The sequence below is a fragment of the Edaphosphingomonas fennica genome, from assembly GCF_003034225.1.
GTDB lineage: Bacteria > Pseudomonadota > Alphaproteobacteria > Sphingomonadales > Sphingomonadaceae > Sphingomonas_E > Sphingomonas_E fennica.
The window spans coordinates 1-18,175 of the sequence record NZ_PHHF01000072.1; the positions used below are offsets into that span (position 1 = coordinate 1).

At 67.3% G+C, this 18,175-nt stretch carries 19 protein-coding genes; 15 read left to right on the plus strand and 4 right to left on the minus strand.

Features of this window, described 5'->3' with window-relative positions; genetic code table 11:
• Positions 1–237 precede the first annotated feature (237 nt).
• A complete protein-coding gene (locus tag CV103_RS17095) occupies positions 238–1,992 on the minus strand; it encodes a flotillin family protein (protein WP_107395645.1) in 1,755 nt (584 codons plus the stop codon).
• Entirely contained in the window at positions 1,993–2,607 is a 615-nt protein-coding gene (locus CV103_RS17100) for a YqiJ family protein (protein ID WP_107395646.1), read from the minus strand.
• 169 nt (positions 2,608–2,776) lie between these two features.
• Here CV103_RS17100 and CV103_RS17105 point away from each other — a divergent pair, with 169 nt between their 5' ends.
• Genes CV103_RS17105 through CV103_RS17120 form a run of 4 tightly spaced genes read left to right on the plus strand, consistent with a single transcriptional unit; the run spans position 2,777 to position 5,216 of the window.
• Positions 2,777–3,592 (plus strand): DUF4349 domain-containing protein, encoded by an 816-nt coding sequence (locus CV103_RS17105; RefSeq protein ID WP_170112660.1) that lies wholly within the window; start codon positions 2,777–2,779, stop codon positions 3,590–3,592.
• A 52-nt stretch (positions 3,593–3,644) separates the two neighbouring features.
• Entirely contained in the window at positions 3,645–4,316 is a 672-nt protein-coding gene (locus tag CV103_RS17110) for an RluA family pseudouridine synthase (RefSeq protein ID WP_107395648.1), read from the plus strand.
• Complete coding sequence (arfB, locus tag CV103_RS17115; RefSeq protein ID WP_041865257.1) at positions 4,303–4,716, plus strand: alternative ribosome rescue aminoacyl-tRNA hydrolase ArfB; 414 nt, start codon at positions 4,303–4,305, stop codon at positions 4,714–4,716. Before CV103_RS17110 ends, arfB begins: the two co-directional genes overlap by 14 nt.
• Positions 4,717–4,727: 11 nt before the next feature.
• Complete coding sequence (locus CV103_RS17120; RefSeq protein WP_107395667.1) at positions 4,728–5,216, plus strand: GAF domain-containing protein; 489 nt, start codon at positions 4,728–4,730, stop codon at positions 5,214–5,216.
• A 9-nt stretch (positions 5,217–5,225) separates the two neighbouring features.
• On the opposite strand, the gene CV103_RS17125 is transcribed toward CV103_RS17120, so the two are convergent.
• Positions 5,226–5,681 carry a universal stress protein gene (locus CV103_RS17125; protein ID WP_015458370.1) on the minus strand — a complete coding sequence of 152 codons (456 nt, stop codon included), beginning with the start codon at positions 5,679–5,681 and terminating at the stop codon, positions 5,226–5,228.
• 147 nt (positions 5,682–5,828) lie between these two features.
• Here CV103_RS17125 and CV103_RS17130 point away from each other — a divergent pair, with 147 nt between their 5' ends.
• The 5 genes from CV103_RS17130 to CV103_RS17150 all read left to right on the plus strand — a co-directional run bounded on the left by CV103_RS17130 (position 5,829) and on the right by CV103_RS17150 (position 10,932).
• On the plus strand, positions 5,829–7,118 hold the full coding sequence (locus tag CV103_RS17130; RefSeq protein ID WP_107395649.1) for a pyruvate dehydrogenase complex dihydrolipoamide acetyltransferase: 1,290 nt from the start codon (positions 5,829–5,831) through the stop codon (positions 7,116–7,118).
• A gap of 53 nt (positions 7,119–7,171) precedes the next feature.
• Positions 7,172–7,528 carry an acyl-CoA thioesterase gene (locus CV103_RS17135; RefSeq protein ID WP_413818452.1) on the plus strand — a complete coding sequence of 119 codons (357 nt, stop codon included), beginning with the start codon at positions 7,172–7,174 and terminating at the stop codon, positions 7,526–7,528.
• 57 nt (positions 7,529–7,585) lie between these two features.
• On the plus strand, positions 7,586–8,980 hold the full coding sequence (lpdA, locus tag CV103_RS17140; RefSeq protein WP_107395650.1) for a dihydrolipoyl dehydrogenase: 1,395 nt from the start codon (positions 7,586–7,588) through the stop codon (positions 8,978–8,980).
• 92 nt (positions 8,981–9,072) lie between these two features.
• Positions 9,073–9,582: a phosphatase PAP2 family protein gene (locus CV103_RS17145; protein WP_107395651.1), complete on the plus strand. Its 510-nt coding sequence runs from the start codon at positions 9,073–9,075 to the stop codon at positions 9,580–9,582.
• Between the two features lie 63 nt (positions 9,583–9,645).
• The gene (locus CV103_RS17150) at positions 9,646–10,932 is read left to right on the plus strand and encodes a Xaa-Pro dipeptidase (RefSeq protein WP_015458365.1); all 1,287 of its coding nucleotides are present in this window, start codon (positions 9,646–9,648) and stop codon (positions 10,930–10,932) included.
• Between the two features lie 15 nt (positions 10,933–10,947).
• Here CV103_RS17150 and CV103_RS17155 read toward each other — a convergent pair whose 3' ends face one another.
• Positions 10,948–11,892 carry an FkbM family methyltransferase gene (locus tag CV103_RS17155; RefSeq protein WP_015458364.1) on the minus strand — a complete coding sequence of 315 codons (945 nt, stop codon included), beginning with the start codon at positions 11,890–11,892 and terminating at the stop codon, positions 10,948–10,950.
• Between the two features lie 429 nt (positions 11,893–12,321).
• Between CV103_RS17155 and rpsL the strand changes: the two genes are divergently transcribed.
• The 6 genes from rpsL (at position 12,322) to rplC (ending at position 18,175) form a co-directional block, all read left to right on the plus strand.
• A complete protein-coding gene (rpsL, locus tag CV103_RS17160; protein WP_010127208.1) occupies positions 12,322–12,693 on the plus strand; it encodes a 30S ribosomal protein S12 in 372 nt (123 codons plus the stop codon).
• A gap of 74 nt (positions 12,694–12,767) precedes the next feature.
• A complete protein-coding gene (gene rpsG, locus CV103_RS17165; RefSeq protein ID WP_015458363.1) occupies positions 12,768–13,238 on the plus strand; it encodes a 30S ribosomal protein S7 in 471 nt (156 codons plus the stop codon).
• A gap of 114 nt (positions 13,239–13,352) precedes the next feature.
• Positions 13,353–15,425 carry an elongation factor G gene (fusA, locus tag CV103_RS17170; RefSeq protein WP_107395653.1) on the plus strand — a complete coding sequence of 691 codons (2,073 nt, stop codon included), beginning with the start codon at positions 13,353–13,355 and terminating at the stop codon, positions 15,423–15,425.
• A 77-nt stretch (positions 15,426–15,502) separates the two neighbouring features.
• Entirely contained in the window at positions 15,503–16,693 is a 1,191-nt protein-coding gene (gene tuf / locus CV103_RS17175; protein WP_015458361.1) for an elongation factor Tu, read from the plus strand.
• Positions 16,694–16,813: 120 nt separating this feature from the next.
• Positions 16,814–17,125, plus strand: coding sequence for a 30S ribosomal protein S10 (gene rpsJ / locus CV103_RS17180; RefSeq protein WP_011952197.1), 312 nt, complete (start codon positions 16,814–16,816; stop codon positions 17,123–17,125).
• Between the two features lie 297 nt (positions 17,126–17,422).
• Complete coding sequence (gene rplC / locus CV103_RS17185) at positions 17,423–18,175, plus strand: 50S ribosomal protein L3 (RefSeq protein WP_070934953.1); 753 nt, start codon at positions 17,423–17,425, stop codon at positions 18,173–18,175.

An 18,175-nucleotide genomic window follows, 5' to 3' on the forward strand; every position in this document is an offset into this window, starting at 1 on the left:
CTACGATCAGACCAGACAACCGATCCTACCGGCCATCATAGTCGCCGCTCAACCGGCCATCGTAGTTGTCGCCGCGCAGATCGCCCGGCTGGGGGTGAAGGCCCTGATCGCCGGATCGCTCGCCAACCTGATGTCGGCGGCGCTGGCGGGCATGCTGATCGGGGCCTGAGGCCTCGCTTCCAAAGAATAAGGCGCGCGGGGATTATCGCCCCCGCGCGCCCTTATTCTTCCAATGCCTCAATCCTTGGCGGGCTCGGCGTCGCGGGGGGCCTTGGCGGCGACCGGGGCGGCGAAGCTCACGCCGTTCCGCGGCGGCGCCACCGCCTTGGTATCGCCGCCGGCCGCGCCCGCCACCAGCGAATCGAGCGTGGCGCCGTCGAAGCCCAGCTCGCGCATCAGGCTGTCGATCACCGGCGCCTGCGCGCGATAGCGCAGTGCCGCCGATACCGCCGAGTTGGCGAGGTTGCCGTCGCCCGCCGCGCCTGATCCACCGTCATTGGCGGCCGCGACCCCGCCGCCGCCGAGGCCGTCGACCTGCACGATCCTGATGCTGTCGATCGCCTCCATCGGCTTCGCCGCCTCGCGGATCACCTCCGGCAGCACCTTGAGCAGCGCCATCTTGGTCTGGAGCGAGATCTGGTCGGACGAGAGCAGGTTCGCCGCCTCGTTGATCGCCCGCTGGCCGGCGGCCTCGACCTCGAAGCGCACCCGCGCGGCGTCGGCCTTCAGCTTCTCCGCATCGGCCTCGCCCTGCGCCGCCGCGCGGAGCGCCTCGGCCCGGTCGGCGGCGGCCTGCTTTTCCGCCTCGGCCTGCACGCGGATGGCGATGGCGGCGCGCTCGGCCTCGCGGGCGGCGTCGATCAGCTCGATCCGCTTGACGCGCTCGGCCACCTCGGTCTCGCGGGCCGTGCCCACCTGCTCCTCGGCGGCGACGGCGGCCGCGCGCGCCTTGTCCGCCTCGGCCTTGGCCTGGCTTTCCTCGCGGCTCTTGTTCTGCACGGCGATCTGCTGTTCCTGCCGCGCGATCTCGATCGCCTGCGCCTGGGCGATCTTGGCCTGCTGGACGGCGCGGTCCGCCTCGATCTGGGCGGCGTCGGTCTGCTGCTTGGCGAGGATGCGCGCCTGGTCCGCCTCGCGCTGCCGCTCGGCCTGCTGGCGGGCGATCTCGGACGTCTGCTCGGCGCGGCGCATCTCCACCTCGCGCTCCTGCTCCAGCCGCGCGAACTCGCTGTCGCGGCCGATGGTGAGCGACTGGCGGGCGGCCTCCAGATTCTTCGCCTCGATCTGGACGCGGGTATCCTGCTCGATATCGTTGCGGGCTTTCTTGCGCAGCTCGATCTGCTCGGTCAGCTTGGTGAGACCCTCGGCGTCGAAGGCGTTGTTGGCGTTGAAATGCTCGATCGATGTCTGGTCGAGCCCGGTCAGCGAAACCGATTCCAGCTCCAGCCCGTTCATCGCCAGATCGGCCGACGAAACCTGCTGCACCTTCTGCACGAAATCGGACCGCTGCTCGTGCAGCTGGTTCATCGTCATACCGGCGGCGACGGAGCGCAGCGCATCGACGAACTTGCCTTCCACCAGCTCCTTCAGCGCATCGGGATTCATCGTCCGCATGCCCAGCGTCTGCGCGGCGATGGCGATCGCCTCGCGATCGGGCCGCACGCGGACATAGAATTCGGCCTTCACGTCGATGCGCAGGCGGTCCAGCGTGATCAGCGCGTCGCTGTTCTTGCGCTCCACCGCCAGGCGCACGGTGTTCATGTTGACCGGCATGGTCTCGTGGAACACCGGCAGCACCAGCGCGCCGCCGTTCATCACCACCTTCTCGCCGCCGAAGCCGGTGCGGACGAAGGCGATCTCCTTGGATGCGCGCTTGTAGAGCCGGGCGACGATGAAGCCCAGCGTCAGGATCAGCGCCAGCGCGATGCCGGCATAGATGCCGATGCTGACCAGCGAATTGCCCTGTTCGGTCACGGGTACGATGTTGCTCATCTAGCCTTCCAGTTGCAGCGATGATGGGCGGCCGGTGGCGATGGCGCGGAAGACGTTGCCTTCGCGGCGGACGAGCAGAATCTCCTCGTCCTCGCCGAAAACCTGGCCGTGATTGTCGGGTTCGGCCATCACATAATGGGTCTGGCCATGATGATCGCGGACCCGCGCCTTGGCGGGCGACCCGGGGGAGGCGCGGCCGACGACGATGGTGGCGCCAAGGCCCACCAGTTCGCCGGGGTCGATCGCGGTGGTCTCGTCGCGGGGCAGGATGCGGCCCAGCCCGCGTGCGAGGATGCCGGTGGCGGGCAGCGCCGCCACGCCGGCCGCCGGCGCCGCGATCCAGCCGGGCAGCAGCGCGCCAGTAAGATTCAGCGCCACCTGCTGGCCGATCAGCCCGATCAGGCCGAAGCAGGCGAGCAGCACGCACAGCAGCATCAGCAGCGGAATGCGGCCGATGCCCAGCCAGCCCAGCCAGTCGCCATCGCCGTCCATGTCGATCTCATGGCCGATCATCCCGGCGGAAAGCCCCACGGCCTCCACCGCGCCGATCAGCAGCATGAGGGCGAGCGCGACCGCGAACGCCAGATTTTCCCCAGCCCCCAGAAATTCGAGCAACGCCCTGATTCTCCCCCGCCTTCCCAGGACGCTATAGGCTGCCAAAGTTCACGTCGAGCGGAATGCGCCCGTCGCCGAAACTTCTCTGGAATTGATCGGGTTTCAATCTAAGGTCGCGCCGCACCGGGGAAGCATTGGGGACTATATGGGGCGGTTCTGGTCGTGGGGATTGATTGCGTTTGCCCTGATGCTGGGCGGCTGCAGCAAATCGGTCGAGCCGCCGCCGTCCACCGAGGAACTGGCCGAAGCCCCCGCAAGCCTAGAAAAGGGCGGAGATGCGATCCAGGTCAGCGTGCCGCAGATCGCTTATACTTATCATTATTCCTTCCGGCTGCCCGCCGATGCGATCGTCCGCGCGCAGGATCGCCATCTGGCGATGTGCGATCGGCTGGGGCCGGCGCGCTGCCGCGTGCTGGCGATGGGCCGTGCCTCGGGGGACGATGGCGGCGCCTCCGGTTCGATGACGCTCGCGGTCGAGGCGGGAATCGCCCGCAATTTCGGCACGGCGCTGGGGCAGGCGGTGGCATCCGCCGGTGGCCGCCAGGGCGATGCGAGCATCGAGGCGGAGGATCTTTCCAAGCGCATCGTCGACACGGAGGCGCGGGTGCGCGCCCGGCAAGCGCTTGCCGACCGGCTCATGGCCCTGCTCCAGACGCGCAACGGCCCCGTCGCCGATCTTGTCGCGGCGGAAAAGGCGGTGGCCGAGGTGCAGGAGGAGATCGACGCCGCCCGATCCTGGCTGGCCGAAGCGCGCGGGCGCGTGGCGATGTCGACCATCGAGATCGGCTACGCGCCGGATGATGCCGGCTTCTGGCAGCCATTGCGGCGGTCCGTGGGCAATGTCGCGGGCTTTTTCGGGGAAAGTCTGGGCCTGCTGGTCACGCTGGTCGCCACCATTCTGCCCTGGGTGCTGGCGGCGGGTGGACTGATCCTCGCGGTGCGCTGGCTGCGCCGGCGCTTCCGTCGCGACGAGGCCCACGACTAAGGCGCGCGCCGCCGAAGTTGCGCACCGCCCCGCTCCGTGACAGAGCGGGCGGATGCTCTCCGATCATGTCCTTTTCATCGATGCCGAGGCGCTTGTCGTCGATAAGCCCGCCGGCCTGCCGGTAACGCCGGTGCGGGACGGATCGTTGAGCGTGGAGAACCATCTCGATTCGCTGCGCTTCGGTTTCCAACGCCGGCCGCAGATCGTCCACCGGCTCGATCGCGATACCTCGGGCTGCCTGCTGCTCGCGCGCAACCCCAAGGCGCACAAGCGCTTTTCGGCCGCGTTCGAGGCGGGCAGCGTCACCAAGGTCTATTGGGCCGTCGTCAGCCCGCCGCCGGCCGAGGCGGAAGGGGTGATCGATCTGCCGCTCCTCAAGGTTTCGACCCGCGAGGAAGGGTGGCGGATGGTGGTGGACGATCGCGGCAAGGCATCGCGCACCCATTGGCGCAAGCTGATGGAGGCGGACGGCCGGGCGCTGATCGAATTCCGGCCCGAAACCGGCCGCACCCACCAGATCCGCGTCCATGCCGCATCGGGGCTCGGCGCGCCGATCGTTGGCGATTCGGTCTATGGCCGGGGCGATGCCGGGCCGATGCTGCTCCACGCCCGCGCGCTCACGGTGCCGCGCGAAGGCAAGCCGCCGGTGACGGCGCTGGCCGATCCGCCGCCCAGCTTCGGGCCGTTCGCGGCCCATGCCGCCGTTCCCGATGCCGCCGCCTGAACCCTGGCCGATCCCGGAGGACGCGCTGGAGGAGAAATTTCTCGCCGCCACCGGGCCGGGCGGCCAGAATGTCAACAAGGTAGCGACGGCGGTGCAGATCCGGCTCGACGTGTTCGCGCTGGGCCTCGCGCCCGATGTCTATCGCCGGCTGAAGGAACTGGCGGGCAGCCGCTTCACCGCCGATGGCGCGATCGTGCTGGTGGCCCGCACCCACCGCACGCGGGAGGCGAACCGGGCCGAGGCGCGCGAACGGCTGGGGGAATTGCTGGCCAAGGCCCATGTCCGCCCCGTGCGCCGGGTGAAGACCAAGCCCGGCAAGGCGGCCAAGGCGCGCCGGCTTGAAGGAAAGTCGCAGCGATCCGAAATCAAGCGCGGACGCGGCAAGGTCCGCATGGATTGAAGGAATATCCGATGTATCAGTTCGCCATGGCCGATGGGCAGGACAAGCCGGCCCTCTACCGCGATCTCGCCGCCGCGCTGGAGGCGGTGACGGCGGGCGAGCCCGATCCGGTCGCCAACATGGCCAATGCGGCGGCGCTGCTGTGGGAATATCTGCCCGATCTCAACTGGGCCGGCTTCTATCGCGCGCAGGGGCGCGAACTGGTGCTGGGGCCGTTCCAGGGCAAGGCCGCCTGCATCCGCATCCCCTTCGGCAAGGGGGTGTGTGGCACGGCGGCGGAAAGCGGGCAGGCGCAGTGCGTGGCCGATGTCCATGCGTTTTCCGGCCACATCGCCTGCGACGCGGCCTCCGCCTCCGAACTGGTGGTGCCGGTGAAGCGCGACGGCCGGGTGATCGCGGTGATCGATCTGGACAGCCCCACCCCCAACCGCTTCGATGCCGAGGACGTGGCCGGCATTACCGCGCTGGCGGTGATCCTGGCGGGCCGGATCGGCGAATAGAAGGCAGGCTCAGCTCAGCCGGTCCAGCGCCTCGTCGCTCAGCGATCCGGGGATGATCATCACCGGGCAGGGCAGCTTGCCGGCGTCCTGCCCGGCAAAATGGGCGACCAGCGGCCCCGGCGCGCCGGATGCGGCGGCGCCCAGCACCAGGGCGGCGGTTTCCGGCCGTTCCTTCAGCATCGCGCGCACCGCCGCCACCGGATCGCCGTCGCGCACGGTGATGGAAGGGCGCAGACCCGTTTCCTCGATCAGCTCGCCCGCCGCCTGCGCCACCAGCGCATCGGCGCGCAGCCGGGCTTCCTCCATCATCGCCGCCTGCACGCCGCCCCATTGCACGAACTCCGGGGGCGGGATCAGCGCCACGATCTCCACGGCGCCGCCCGTCTTGGCGGCGCGGCGCGCGGCGAAGCGCAGCGCGACGCGCGATTCGTCATTATCGTCGATCACCACCAGATAGGTGCGCATCGCTCGTCTCTCCCTGTTGGGGGCAAGACATGGGTGAAATGAAGCGCGCAGGCAAGCATGACGCGGGGGAAGGGGGCCTTGACCGGCAGGGCCGCTTGTCCGAGAGACGGTCGCCTGTTCCCTGCCCAGATATTCGAGGCCAGCCTTATGCCCATCGAACTCAAAATGCCCGCCCTCTCGCCGACGATGGAGGAGGGGACGTTGGCGAAATGGCTGGTGAAGGAAGGCGATACGGTGAAGTCCGGCGATCTCCTGGCCGAGATCGAGACCGACAAGGCGACGATGGAGTTCGAGGCGGTCGATGAAGGCACGATCGCGAAGATCGTCATCCCCGAGGGCACCGATGGCGTGAAGGTGGGCGAGGTGATCGCGCTGATCGCCGGCGAGGGCGAGGATGCCGCCGCCGCCGCGTCCTCCGCGCCCGCGCCCAAGGCGGAAAAGCCGGCCGAAGCCCCCGCGCCGAAGGCCGAACCCGCAACCGCCAAGGCCGAAGCCCCCAAGGCGGACGCGCCCCGTCCCGCCGCCCAGCCGGCCGCATCGGGCGATCGCGTGAAGGCGAGCCCGCTCGCCCGCCGTATCGCCCAGGCCCAGGGCATCGATCTCGCCGCCGTCACCGGATCGGGGCCGCATGGCCGCATCGTCAAGGCGGACGTGGAAGGCGTTAAGCCGGGCGCCGCCGCCCCGGCCGCTGCCGCCGGTGCGCCTGCTGCCCAGCCCGCGCCCGCGCCTGCCGCCGCTCCGGCCGGCATCCCGGCCGAGACGATCAAGCTTTCCAACATGCGCAAGACGATCGCCAAGCGGCTCACCGAGTCGAAGCAGACGGTGCCGCATTATTATCTGACGATCGACTGCAACCTCGATGCGCTGCTCAAGCTGCGGGGCGAGCTCAACGCCGGGCTGGAGGGCCGGGGCGTCAAGCTTTCGGTCAACGATCTCCTCATCAAGGCGCTCGGCGTGGCGCTGGCCGAGGTGCCGGATGCGAACGTCCAGTTCGCCGGCGACAACCTTGTCAAATTCCAGCGGTCGGACATTTCGATGGCGGTCGCCATCCCCGGCGGCCTCATCACCCCGGTGATCACGGACGTCGTCAACAAGCCGCTGTCGCGCATCGCCACCGAGGCGAAGGATCTTGCCGCCCGCGCCCGCGAAGGCAAGCTCTCGCCCGAGGAATATCAGGGCGGCACCGCCTCCATCTCCAACCTCGGCATGTTCGGCATCAAGCAGTTCGACGCCGTCATCAATCCGCCGCAGGGCATGATCCTCGCGGTCGGCGCGGGCGAGAAGCGGCCCTATGTCGTCAATGACGCGCTGGCCATCGCCACGGTGATGACGGCGACCGGCAGCTTCGATCACCGCGCCATCGACGGCGCCGTCGGCGCCGAGCTGATGGCTGCGTTCAAGCGCCTCGTCGAAAAGCCGCTGGGCATGCTGGCTTGAGCCGGGACGACGATATCCCGCCTTCGGGCGAACCGGCGATCCGCGTGATCGCGATGCCGGCCGATACGAACCCCTATGGGGACATATTCGGCGGCTGGCTGATGAGCATGATGGACTCGGCCGCCGGATCGGTCGCCTCGCGCTACTCGCACGGCCGCGCGGTGACGATCGCGGTGGAGGGGATGACCTTCCACCGCCCCGTCGTCGTCGGCGACGAGGTGTCGGTCTATGCGTCGCTGGTCGGCGTCGGCCGCACCTCGATGAAGATCGAGGTGCAGGCCTGGCGCCGCGCCCGGCACGACGACCGCAGCTATCAGGTGACGCACGCCACCTTCACCTTCGTCGCCATCGGCGAGGACCGGCAGCCCCGCCGCGTCCCCCCGCTGCCGGCGGACGGAGCGGCGAACTAGATAATCGTCGATGCGGGGGCGCTCCTCCCGCATCGCAGTTGGATCGGGAGCATTTCCTTGGCTGACACCTATGATCTCATCGTCCTCGGCTCCGGTCCCGGCGGCTATGTCGCCGCGATCCGGGCCGCGCAGCTCGGCCTCAAGGTCGCGATCGTCGAGCGCGAGCTGCTCGGCGGCATCTGCCTGAACTGGGGCTGCATCCCCACCAAGGCGCTGCTCCGCACCTCGGAAATCTATCACTACATGACCCATGCTGAGGCCTATGGCCTGTCGGTGGAGAAGCCGGGCTTCGACATCGCCAAGGTGGTGAAGCGGTCGCGCGGCGTCGCCGCCCAGCTCAACGCCGGCGTCAAGACGCTGATGAAGAAGAACAAGATCACCGTCGTCGAAGGCACCGGCACGATCACCGGCAAGGGCAGGCTGAGCGTCGAGAAGGACGGCAAGAAGACCGATCTCGCCGCCAAGGACATCATCATCGCCACTGGCGCCCGCGCCCGCGACCTGCCCTTCGCCAAGGCGGACGGCGAGCGGATCTGGACCTATCGCCACGCGATGACGCCCAAGGAAGTGCCGACGAAGCTGCTCGTCATCGGATCGGGCGCGATCGGCGTGGAATTCGCCAGCTTCTATTCGGACATGGGCGTCGACGTGACGATCGTCGAGATGCTGCCCCGCATCCTGCCGGTGGAGGACGAGGAAGTCTCCGCCTTCATGGAAAAGGCGCTGACCAAGCAGGGGATGAAGATCTTCACCGGCGCCGGCGTCGAATCGCTGAAGACGGGCGCCAAGGGCGTCACCGCCCAGATCAAGGGCAAGGACGGCAAGGTCGAGACGACCGAGTTCAGCCATGTCATCGTCGCGGTCGGCATCGTCCCCAATACCGAGAATATCGGGCTGGAGGCGCTGGGGGTGAAGACCACCAAGGGCCATATCGATACCGATCCGATGGGCCGCACCAGCGTGCCCGGCCTCTGGGCGATCGGCGATGTCACCGCGCCGCCATGGCTGGCGCACAAGGCGAGCCACGAAGGCGTGATCGCGGCCGAGGCGATCGCTGGCCAGCATCCGCACGCGATGGACAAGCGCAACATCCCCGGCTGCACCTATTCGCGGCCGCAGGTGGCGTCCGTCGGCCTGACCGAGGCGAAGGCCAAGGAAGCCGGCTATGAGGTGAAGGTCGGCAAGTTCCCCTTCATCGGCAACGGCAAGGCGATCGCGCTGGGCGAGGCGGAAGGCTTCATCAAGACGGTGTTCGATGCCAAGACCGGCGAGCTGCTCGGCGCGCACATGGTCGGCGCGGAAGTGACCGAGCTGATCGAGGGCTATACCGTCGCCAAGCAGCTCGAGACCACCGAGGCGGAACTGATCGAGACGGTCTTCCCGCACCCGACCCTGTCCGAGATGATGCACGAAAGCGTGCTCTCCGCCTACGGCCGCGCGCTGCACTTCTAGGGCAGGGCGATCCTCCCCATGCCCCGCCATCCTGACGAAAGTCAGGATCCATTGACGCTCCGCCCGGAAGGTGCGGAGCGGCGGGGGCAGGGATGACGGCCGGCCTCGATGCCGCCCTGCTCCACGCGCTGGCGGTCGAACCCGGATCGGCCGCCGCCGGACTCGCGCTTTTCTTCACGCGGTTCGGCGATGCCGGGCCGCGTTTTCTTATCGTTCTGCTGCTTGCGGCGCTGATCGGCTGGCGGCGCGGCCTCAGGCGCGCCGGCCTGTTCCTCGCCATCGTCGCGGGCGGGGCGCTGCTCGTCCTGCTGCTCAAGTCGGCGATCGGCCGGCCCCGGCCCGATCTGCTGCCGCATCAGGACATCGTCCGCTCCGCCAGCATGCCGAGCGGCCATGCCGCCAACAACCTGATCGTATGGCTCGCGGCCGCCCGTCTCTGGTCGCCGGCCTGGGGATGGACGGCGGCGGCCCTTGCGCTCGCGCTCGCCATCGGCCTGTCGCGGGTGATGCTCTCCGTCCATTGGCCGAGCGACGTGGCCGCCGGCTGGGCGATCGGCCTCTTGTGGGTCGCCGGCTGCCTCCGCCTCGCTCGCCGGGGGTGAATGCCCGATTGCCGGCGGCGGGAGGCGGGGTTACGACTGGCGACCGAGGACGAAGGGGGTCTTATGAAACAATCGCTTGCGGCGCTTTCCGCGCTGTTGCTCGCCACCGTAGCCGCGCCGGCTTCGGCGGAAACCGTGGTCGTCACGGCCGCACATATGTTCGATGCGAAATCGGGCAAGCTGCTTGACGATCCGGTCGTTGCCATCGTCGACGGCCGCATACAATCCGTCACTACGCGCGGTGATGCTCGGCATGTGTTTCCGGGGGGGATTCGGCGCGTCGATCTCGGCGAGATGACGATCCTGCCGGGCCTGATCGACATGCACGTCCACCTCGATGGCAACCCGCATTATGGCGGCTATACCGGCCTCCAGTTCACCGACAGCTTCTGGGCGATTCAGGGCACCGCCAATGCCAAGGCGATGCTGGAAGCGGGCTTCACCACCGTCCGCAACGTCGGATCGGGCAATTATGCCGATGTCGGCATGAAGCAGGCGATCGAGGAAGGGCTGATCCCCGGCCCCCGCATCGTGCCCGCGGCCCACGCGCTGGGCGCGACCGGCGGCCATTGCGACGAGACCTATCTGCCGCCCTCGTTCGAGGCGAAGGGCAAGGCGGTCGGCGATTCGGTGGACGAGCTTCGCCAGCGGGTGCGCGAGCAGCGCAAATATGGCGCGGAAGTCATCAAGGTCTGCGCGACGGGCGGCGTCTTCTCCCGCAATACCGAGCCGGGGCAGCAGCAGCTTAGCGAGGCGGAGCTTCGGGGCATTGCCGATGAAGCGCATATGTGGGGCCTGAAGGTCGCCGCCCATGCCCATGGCACCGCCGGCATCAAGGCGGCGATCCGCGCCGGCATCGACACGATCGAGCATGCCAGCCTGATCGACGATGAGGGGATCAGGCTGGCCAGGGAGCGTGGCACCTATCTTTCCATGGATATCTTCAACACCGAATATACCCAGTCGGAAGGCGCGAAGAACGGCGTGCTGGAGGATAATCTCCGCAAGGACCGCGAGATCGCCGAGATCCAGCGCCAGAATTTCCGCAAGGCGCATGATGCCGGCGTGAAGCTGGTGTTCGGCACCGATGCCGGGGTGATGCCGCACGGCACCGCCGCCGGCCAGTTCGCGATCATGGTCCGCTACGGCATGACGCCGGCGGAGGCGATCCGCGCCGCCACCCTCACCGCCGCGCAGGCGCTGGGCCGCGAATCGAGCGTCGGCGCGATCGAGCCCGGTCGCTATGGGGACATCATCGCCGTCTCCGGCGATCCGACCGCCAATGTCCGCCTGCTCGAATCCGTGCCCTTCGTGATGAAGGGCGGGGACGTGGTGAAGGACCTGCGCTGAACGGCGGCCGGCGGCTTATCCCGCCGGCTGCCTGATGGCCTCGATCGCGTCGTGCCCGGCCGATCCGGGCACCGTCCACACCAGATCGCCGTCGGTCCACTCCGCCGCCGGATCGACGGGGATCAGCCGCAGGGCCTGCCGCCCGCCGACCCGTTCGACGCCGAGGCGGTGGCCGACATAGCCGTGGCGCGCCAACTCCTCCATCAGCGCGGCGGGCGAGGCGTCGGCGCGGGCCAGGTGGCTCGCCACCATCTCCATCACGATCACGGGCTTGGCCTGGGCCATCGTCTTGCTCAGCCCGCGCAGCACGCGAAGCTCGAACCCCTCGACGTCGATCTTGATCACCGCCGGTATCTCGCCCGCCAGCATCTCGTCGCCCACGCCGATCGGGCAGGCGATGGTCTCGCCTTCGTCCGCATCGTAGCGCCGTGCGCCGAACGATCCCTCGCCGCTGTTCATGTGCGGCACGAACAGCGGAAGCGTGCCCGGCTCGTCGGCCAGGCCGCAGGCGTGGACGCGCGTGTTCATGATGCGGTTGCGTTCCAGATTGGCCTCGAACACGGCGCGCGGGCCGGGATTGGGCTCGAAGGCGATCACCCGTCCATCCGGCCCGGCCAGCCGGCTCAGCAGCAGCGATATCATCCCTTCGTTGGCGCCGATGTCCACCACCGTGTCGCCGCGCCGCACCACGCCCATCATCAGAAGCTGGGTCGGCAGGTCGTAGAAGCGGCCCAGGAAGAAGGTCGCCCGGTTGGACCAGCGGCGGATATCCACCCGCATCTCATAGCCGTGCAGCTTGCCGCGCACCCAGCGGGGCGGCTGCCCCGCCCAGAAGCCGTCATGGGCGTAGGTGCCGATCAGCCTGTTGTAGAGCTTGCCCCAGCCGGGCAGTTCCCGGCTTACATAAGGGCGGACGGTGCCGATGATGGCCGCCTGCGCGAATGCGTTGAACCATCCCATCCGTAATGTCCCCTGATCGATCGATTTGCCCGGACATACGGGCGAATCGCGACCCCCCGGTGACGACGATATGGAGCAGGCCGGCCTTTGCAACCGCGCCGCCGGGGCATAATGGACGGCGCGAGCCATTCCGGCGCCGCACCGATGGAATCGGGCGGGGCGGCGGGGTATCGCTTGCCCCGGCCGGGACGGCTGGCGGGCGCGAGGCGGCCCCCGTTGACCCAGGGCGACTCTCTCTCTATAGCGCCGCGCTGTTCGTCCGCCGGATTCCCGGATGGCGGACTAGCTTGAACATTGCTGATGCACGCAATGGTCCGGGCGGGTCGTTAGGCCGCCGGGGCCTTTGCGCGTTCCGGGCATGCCCCGGGGCAATTCGGGCATCGGTAAAGTAACCGCCGGTTTTTCCGGTAACAAAAGGTGAAGGGCTTCATGCCGACGATCAATCAGTTGATCCGCAAGGGACGCGAGCCGCAGAAGGCCAAGTCCAAGGTTCCCGCGATGGAGCAGAACCCGCAGAAGCGCGGCGTCTGCACGCGTGTCTACACGACCACCCCGAAGAAGCCGAACTCGGCTCTCCGCAAGGTCGCGAAGATCCGCCTGACCAACCAGCGCGAAGTCATCAGCTACATCCCCGGCGAAGGCCACAACCTGCAGGAGCACTCGGTGGTGCTGATTCGCGGCGGCCGTGTGCGCGACCTTCCGGGCGTGCGCTATCACGTGCTGCGCGGCGTGCTCGACACGCAGGGCGTGAAGGATCGCAAGCAGAGCCGTTCGAAGTACGGCGCCAAGCGTCCGAAGTAAGCTCTGGCCAAGGCCGGTTGACATGCCCGGCGCGGCCCTCGCGGCCCCGGGCGCCTAGATAAGGAAGTAACGAGATGGCTCGTCGTCGTCGTCCCGAAAAGCGCGAAATCCTGCCCGATCCGAAGTTCGGGGATGTCGTGCTCAGCAAGTTCATGAATTCCGTCATGCTCGACGGCAAGAAGTCGGTCGCCGAAAGCATCGTCTATTCGGCGCTGGATACCGTCGAGGCGCGCGCCAAGAAGGATCCGCTGGGCGTGTTCCACGATGCGCTCAACAACATCCGTCCGGGCATCGAGGTCCGCAGCCGCCGCGTCGGCGGTGCCACCTACCAGGTGCCGGTGGAAGTCCGTCCGGAGCGTTCGCAGGCGCTGGCGATCCGCTGGCTGATCGCCGCCGCCCGCGCGCGCAGCGAGAACACCATGTCGGCGCGTCTCTCGGGCGAGCTGCTCGACGCCGCCAACAACCGCGGCAACGCGGTGAAGAAGCGCGAGGATACGCACCGCATGGCGGAAGCGAACCGCGCCTTCTCGCACTACCGTTGGTAACGACGGGTTTGTAACCGCCGCTGGTAATCGGCGGGACTCGAAAGAGTCACACATACTTCCCATATCGTCGGGGACGGAGCGCACGCTCCGATCCCCGACATCGGAGATTAGATCATGGCCCGCAGCCACCCGCTCGCCAAGTATCGCAATATCGGCATCATGGCGCACATCGACGCCGGCAAGACGACGACGACCGAGCGCATTCTTTATTACACCGGCAAGTCCTACAAGATCGGTGAAGTCCACGAAGGCACCGCCACGATGGACTGGATGGAGCAGGAGCAGGAGCGCGGCATCACGATCACGTCGGCCGCGACGACCTGTTTCTGGGACGACCACCGGATCAACATCATCGACACGCCCGGCCACGTCGATTTCACCATCGAGGTGGAACGTTCGCTGCGCGTGCTCGACGGCGCGGTCGCCTGCTTCGACGGCGTGGCCGGCGTGGAGCCGCAGTCCGAAACCGTGTGGCGCCAGGCGGAGAAGTACAAGGTTCCGCGCATGTGCTTCGTCAACAAGCTTGACCGCACCGGCGCGAGCTTCGAGCGCTGCGTGGAGATGATCAAGGATCGTCTCGGCGCCCGTCCGCTCGTCCTCTATCTCCCGATCGGCATCGAAGGCGGCTTCAAGGGCCTGGTCGACCTGGTGAACAACCGCGCGATCGTGTGGCTCGAGGAATCGCTCGGCGCGAAGTTCGAATATCAGGACATCCCCGCCGACCTCGCCGATGCCGCGGCCGCCGCGCGCAGCGAGCTGATCGAGACCGCCGTCGAGCAGGACGATGCGGCGATGGAAGCCTATCTCGAGGGCAATGAGCCGGATGCCGCCACGCTGAAGGCGCTGATCCGCAAGGGCACGCTGAACTTCTCGTTCGTGCCGGTGCTGTGCGGCTCGGCCTTCAAGAACAAGGGCGTGCAGCCGCTGCTCGACGCCGTCGTCGATTACCTGCCGAGCCCGCTGGACATCCCGCCGGTCGAAGGCGTCAAGCTGGACGGCGAGACCAAGGATTCGCGTCCGGCCGACGATACGGCGCCGATGTCGGCGCTGGCGTTCAAGATCATGAACGATCCCTTCGTGGGCTCGCTCACCTTCGCGCGCATCTATTCGGGCAAGCTCGAAAAGGGCACCTACCTGAACTCGGTGAAGGACAAGAAGGAAAAGATCGGCCGCATGCTCCTCATGCACGCCAACTCGCGTGAGGACATCGACGAAGCCTATGCGGGCGACATCGTCGCGCTCGCCGGCCTCAAGGAAACCACCACCGGCGACACGCTGTGCGCGCCGACCGCTCCGATCATCCTGGAGCGGATGGAATTCCCCGAGCCGGTGATCGAGCTGTCGGTGGAGCCGAAGACCAAGGCCGACCAGGAGAAGATGGGCGTCGCCCTCAACCGCCTGGCCGCCGAGGACCCCTCGTTCCGCGTTTCGACCGACCACGAATCGGGCCAGACGATCATCAAGGGGATGGGCGAGCTCCACCTCGAGATCCTCGTCGACCGCATGAAGCGCGAGTTCAAGGTCGAGGCCAATGTCGGCGCGCCGCAGGTGGCGTATCGCGAATATCTCGCGAAGCCGGTGGAAGTCACCTACACGCACAAGAAGCAGTCGGGCGGCTCCGGCCAGTTCGGCGAAGTGAAGGTGAAGCTCACCCCCGGCGAGCGCGGCACCGGCTTCGTGTTCATCGATTCGGTCAAGGGCGGCAATATTCCGCGTGAATATATCCCCTCGGTCGAAAAGGGCATGCGCGAGACCGCCGAGACCGGTTCGCTGATCGGCTTCCCGATCATCGACTTCTCGGTCGAGCTGCTGGACGGCAAGTATCACGACGTCGACTCGTCGGCGCTTGCGTTCGAAATCACCGGCCGCGGCGCGATGCGCGAAGCGGCGCAGAAGGCTGGCATCAAGCTGCTCGAACCGATCATGAAGGTCGAGGTGGTGACGCCGGAAGACTATCTGGGCGACGTGATCGGCGACATGAACAGCCGTCGCGGCCAGATCCAGGGCACCGACAGCCGGGGCAACGCCCAGGTCGTCGAGGCGATGGTGCCGCTCGCCAACATGTTCGGCTACGTGAACCAGCTCCGCTCGTTCACGCAGGGGCGCGCGCAGTACACGATGCAGTTCTCGCATTATGACGAAGTCCCGGCGAACGTCGCGGACGAGGTGAAGGCGAAGCTGGCGTAAAGCTGAATTTGTGGTTATGGGCGCGTCCGCATCGGGCGGCGCGCTCGGAAAACGGTTTGAGAAGAAGGTAGGATACAATGGCGAAAGCTAAGTTCGAGCGGACGAAGCCGCACTGCAACATCGGCACCATCGGTCACGTCGACCATGGCAAGACCTCGCTGACGGCCGCGATCACCAAGGTGCTCGCCGAGACCGGCGGCGCGACCTTCGTCGACTACGCCAACATCGACAAGGCGCCGGAAGAGCGCGAGCGCGGCATCACCATCTCGACCGCGCACGTCGAGTATGAGACGGCCGACCGTCACTATGCCCACGTCGACTGCCCGGGCCACGCCGACTATGTGAAGAACATGATCACCGGCGCCGCGCAGATGGACGGCGCGATCCTGGTCGTGTCCGCCACCGACGGCCCGATGCCGCAGACCCGCGAGCACATCCTGCTCGCCCGTCAGGTCGGCGTGCCGCAGCTCGTCGTGTTCCTGAACAAGGTCGACCTGGTCGACGACGCCGAGATTCTCGAGCTCGTCGAGCTGGAAATCCGCGAGCTGCTCTCGAAGTATGACTTCGACGGCGACAACATTCCGATCATCGCCGGCTCGGCGGTCGCCGCCCTCGAAGGCAAGACCCCGGAAATCGGCCATGACGCCGTGCTGAAGCTGATGCAGGCCGTCGACAGCTGGATCCCCCAGCCGGAGCGTCCGCTCGACAAGTCGTTCCTGATGCCGATCGAAGACGTGTTCTCGATCTCGGGCCGCGGCACCGTGGTGACCGGCCGCGTCGAGACCGGCGTCGTCAAGGTGGGCGAGGAAGTCGAGATCGTCGGCATCAAGGACACCCGCAAGACCGTCGTGACCGGCGTCGAAATGTTCCGCAAGCTGCTCGACCAGGGCCAGGCCGGCGACAACATCGGTGCGCTGATCCGCGGCGTCGGCCGTGACGAGGTGGAGCGTGGCCAGGTGCTCGCGAAGCCGGGCACGATCACCCCGCACACCGAGTTCAAGGCCGAAGTCTACGTCCTGTCGAAGGACGAAGGCGGCCGTCACACGCCGTTCTTCGCCAACTACCGTCCGCAGTTCTACTTCCGCACGACCGACGTGACGGGCGAAGTGCAGCTGCCGGAAGGCACCGAGATGGTGATGCCGGGCGACAACGTCTCGATCGGCGTCAAGCTGATCGCCCCGATCGCCATGGACCAGGGCCTGCGCTTCGCCATTCGCGAGGGCGGCCGCACGGTCGGCGCCGGCGTCGTCGGCACGATCGTCAAGTAATTGCTTGCATGAGCCGGCCGGCTCCCCTACGGAGCCGGCCGGTATTTTTTCGCCCCGAAGGATTCGGCCGGCAGATTCGGTCCGGCTCCAGGGGCACGGCTCTTTCGCATCGGTAGAGAAATGGAAACGCAGAACATCCGTATTCGCCTGAAGGCGTTCGACCATCGCGTGCTCGATCAGGCCACCGGCGACATCGCCGACACCGCCCGACGCACCGGCGCGCTCATCCGCGGCCCCATTCCCCTCCCGACGCGCATCGAAAAGTTCACGGTCAACCGTGGACCGCACATCGACAAGAAGTCGCGCGAACAGTTTGAGGTGCGCACCTACAAGCGCCTCCTGGATATCGTTCAGCCCACGCCGCAGACGGTCGACGCTCTTATGAAGCTCGATCTCGCCGCGGGTGTTGATGTCGAGATCAAACTGGCCTAATAGGCCACCTCCCGTCGCGGCCGAATCGGCTGCGGCGCCTCGCGCGATTTTCCGCCACGCGGCGTAAGTCGAAAGGCGATCGGCCCCTGGGCCCTTCGATCGCGCGACGGAAGAGTAGGGATACCGGCCAGCCTTCAAGGCTGGCGACCGAGTCCCCGTCTTTCGCTTTTTACGAAGCGGAAATGATGGCCCTGACGGGGGCAAGGGTTCATTGGGCTGGGCTTCGGCGGTTGCGCCGGGGCCTTTTTCGTTGGCACGCTCCCCGCTGACGGGAGCCTCTGTTGGAAGGAACGGATCATGCGCACTGGCGTGATCGCGAAGAAGATGGGGATGACCCGCCTGTTCCAGGAAGACGGCCGGCACGTTCCGGTTACTGTTCTGTCCCTGGAAGGCAATCAGGTCGTCTCGGTCCGCGACAAGGAGCGCGACGGCTATGTGGCCGTGCAGCTCGGCGCGGGCACCGCGAAGGTAAAGAACATCTCGAAGCCCGAGCGCGGGCATTTCGCCAAGGCGGAAGTCGAGCCCAAGGCGCGCCTCGTGGAATTCCGCGTGGCCGATGACGCCGTGCTCGAGGTTGGCGCGGAAATCGCCGCCGACCATTTCGTGCCGGGCCAGTATGTCGACATTGCCGGCCAGACGCAGGGCAAGGGCTTCGCCGGCGCCATGAAGCGCTGGGGCTTCGGCGGTCTGCGCGCCACGCACGGCGTTTCCGTCTCGCACCGTTCGCACGGTTCGACCGGTAACCGCCAGGATCCGGGCAAGGTCTTCAAGAACAAGAAGATGGCCGGTCACATGGGTGATCGCCAGCGCACGCAGCAGAACCTCGAGATCGTCTCCACCGACGTCGAGCGCGGTCTGATCTTCGTCAAGGGCTCGGTGCCCGGATCGAAGGGCGCCTGGCTGATCGTCAAGGATTCGGTCAAGGTCGCGCGTCACGCCGATGCGCCCTATCCGGCCTCCGTGAAGAAGGCTGGCAGCAACGATAGCGCTCCGCAGGCCGAGGCTCCCGCCGAAGTCGCTGCCGAAGCCGCTGAAGGCCAGGAGGGCTGA

Bases quoted from the DNA above. Each gene is read 5' to 3' on its own strand.
- CV103_RS17095 (WP_107395645.1), bottom strand. From the start codon at position 1,992: ATGAGCAACATCGTACCCGTGACCGAACAGGGCAATTCGCTGGTCAGC.
- CV103_RS17110 (WP_107395648.1), top strand. From the start codon at position 3,645: ATGCTCTCCGATCATGTCCTTTTCATCGATGCCGAGGCGCTTGTCGTC.
- arfB (WP_041865257.1), top strand. From the start codon at position 4,303: ATGCCGCCGCCTGAACCCTGGCCGATCCCGGAGGACGCGCTGGAGGAG.
- CV103_RS17120 (WP_107395667.1), top strand. From the start codon at position 4,728: ATGTATCAGTTCGCCATGGCCGATGGGCAGGACAAGCCGGCCCTCTAC.
- CV103_RS17125 (WP_015458370.1), bottom strand. From the start codon at position 5,681: ATGCGCACCTATCTGGTGGTGATCGACGATAATGACGAATCGCGCGTC.
- CV103_RS17130 (WP_107395649.1), top strand. From the start codon at position 5,829: ATGCCCATCGAACTCAAAATGCCCGCCCTCTCGCCGACGATGGAGGAG.
- CV103_RS17135 (WP_413818452.1), top strand. From the start codon at position 7,172: ATGCCGGCCGATACGAACCCCTATGGGGACATATTCGGCGGCTGGCTG.
- CV103_RS17145 (WP_107395651.1), top strand. From the start codon at position 9,073: ATGACGGCCGGCCTCGATGCCGCCCTGCTCCACGCGCTGGCGGTCGAA.
- CV103_RS17150 (WP_015458365.1), top strand. From the start codon at position 9,646: ATGAAACAATCGCTTGCGGCGCTTTCCGCGCTGTTGCTCGCCACCGTA.
- CV103_RS17155 (WP_015458364.1), bottom strand. From the start codon at position 11,892: ATGGGATGGTTCAACGCATTCGCGCAGGCGGCCATCATCGGCACCGTC.
- rpsL (WP_010127208.1), top strand. From the start codon at position 12,322: ATGCCGACGATCAATCAGTTGATCCGCAAGGGACGCGAGCCGCAGAAG.
- rpsG (WP_015458363.1), top strand. From the start codon at position 12,768: ATGGCTCGTCGTCGTCGTCCCGAAAAGCGCGAAATCCTGCCCGATCCG.
- fusA (WP_107395653.1), top strand. From the start codon at position 13,353: ATGGCCCGCAGCCACCCGCTCGCCAAGTATCGCAATATCGGCATCATG.
- tuf (WP_015458361.1), top strand. From the start codon at position 15,503: ATGGCGAAAGCTAAGTTCGAGCGGACGAAGCCGCACTGCAACATCGGC.
- rpsJ (WP_011952197.1), top strand. From the start codon at position 16,814: ATGGAAACGCAGAACATCCGTATTCGCCTGAAGGCGTTCGACCATCGC.
- rplC (WP_070934953.1), top strand. From the start codon at position 17,423: ATGCGCACTGGCGTGATCGCGAAGAAGATGGGGATGACCCGCCTGTTC.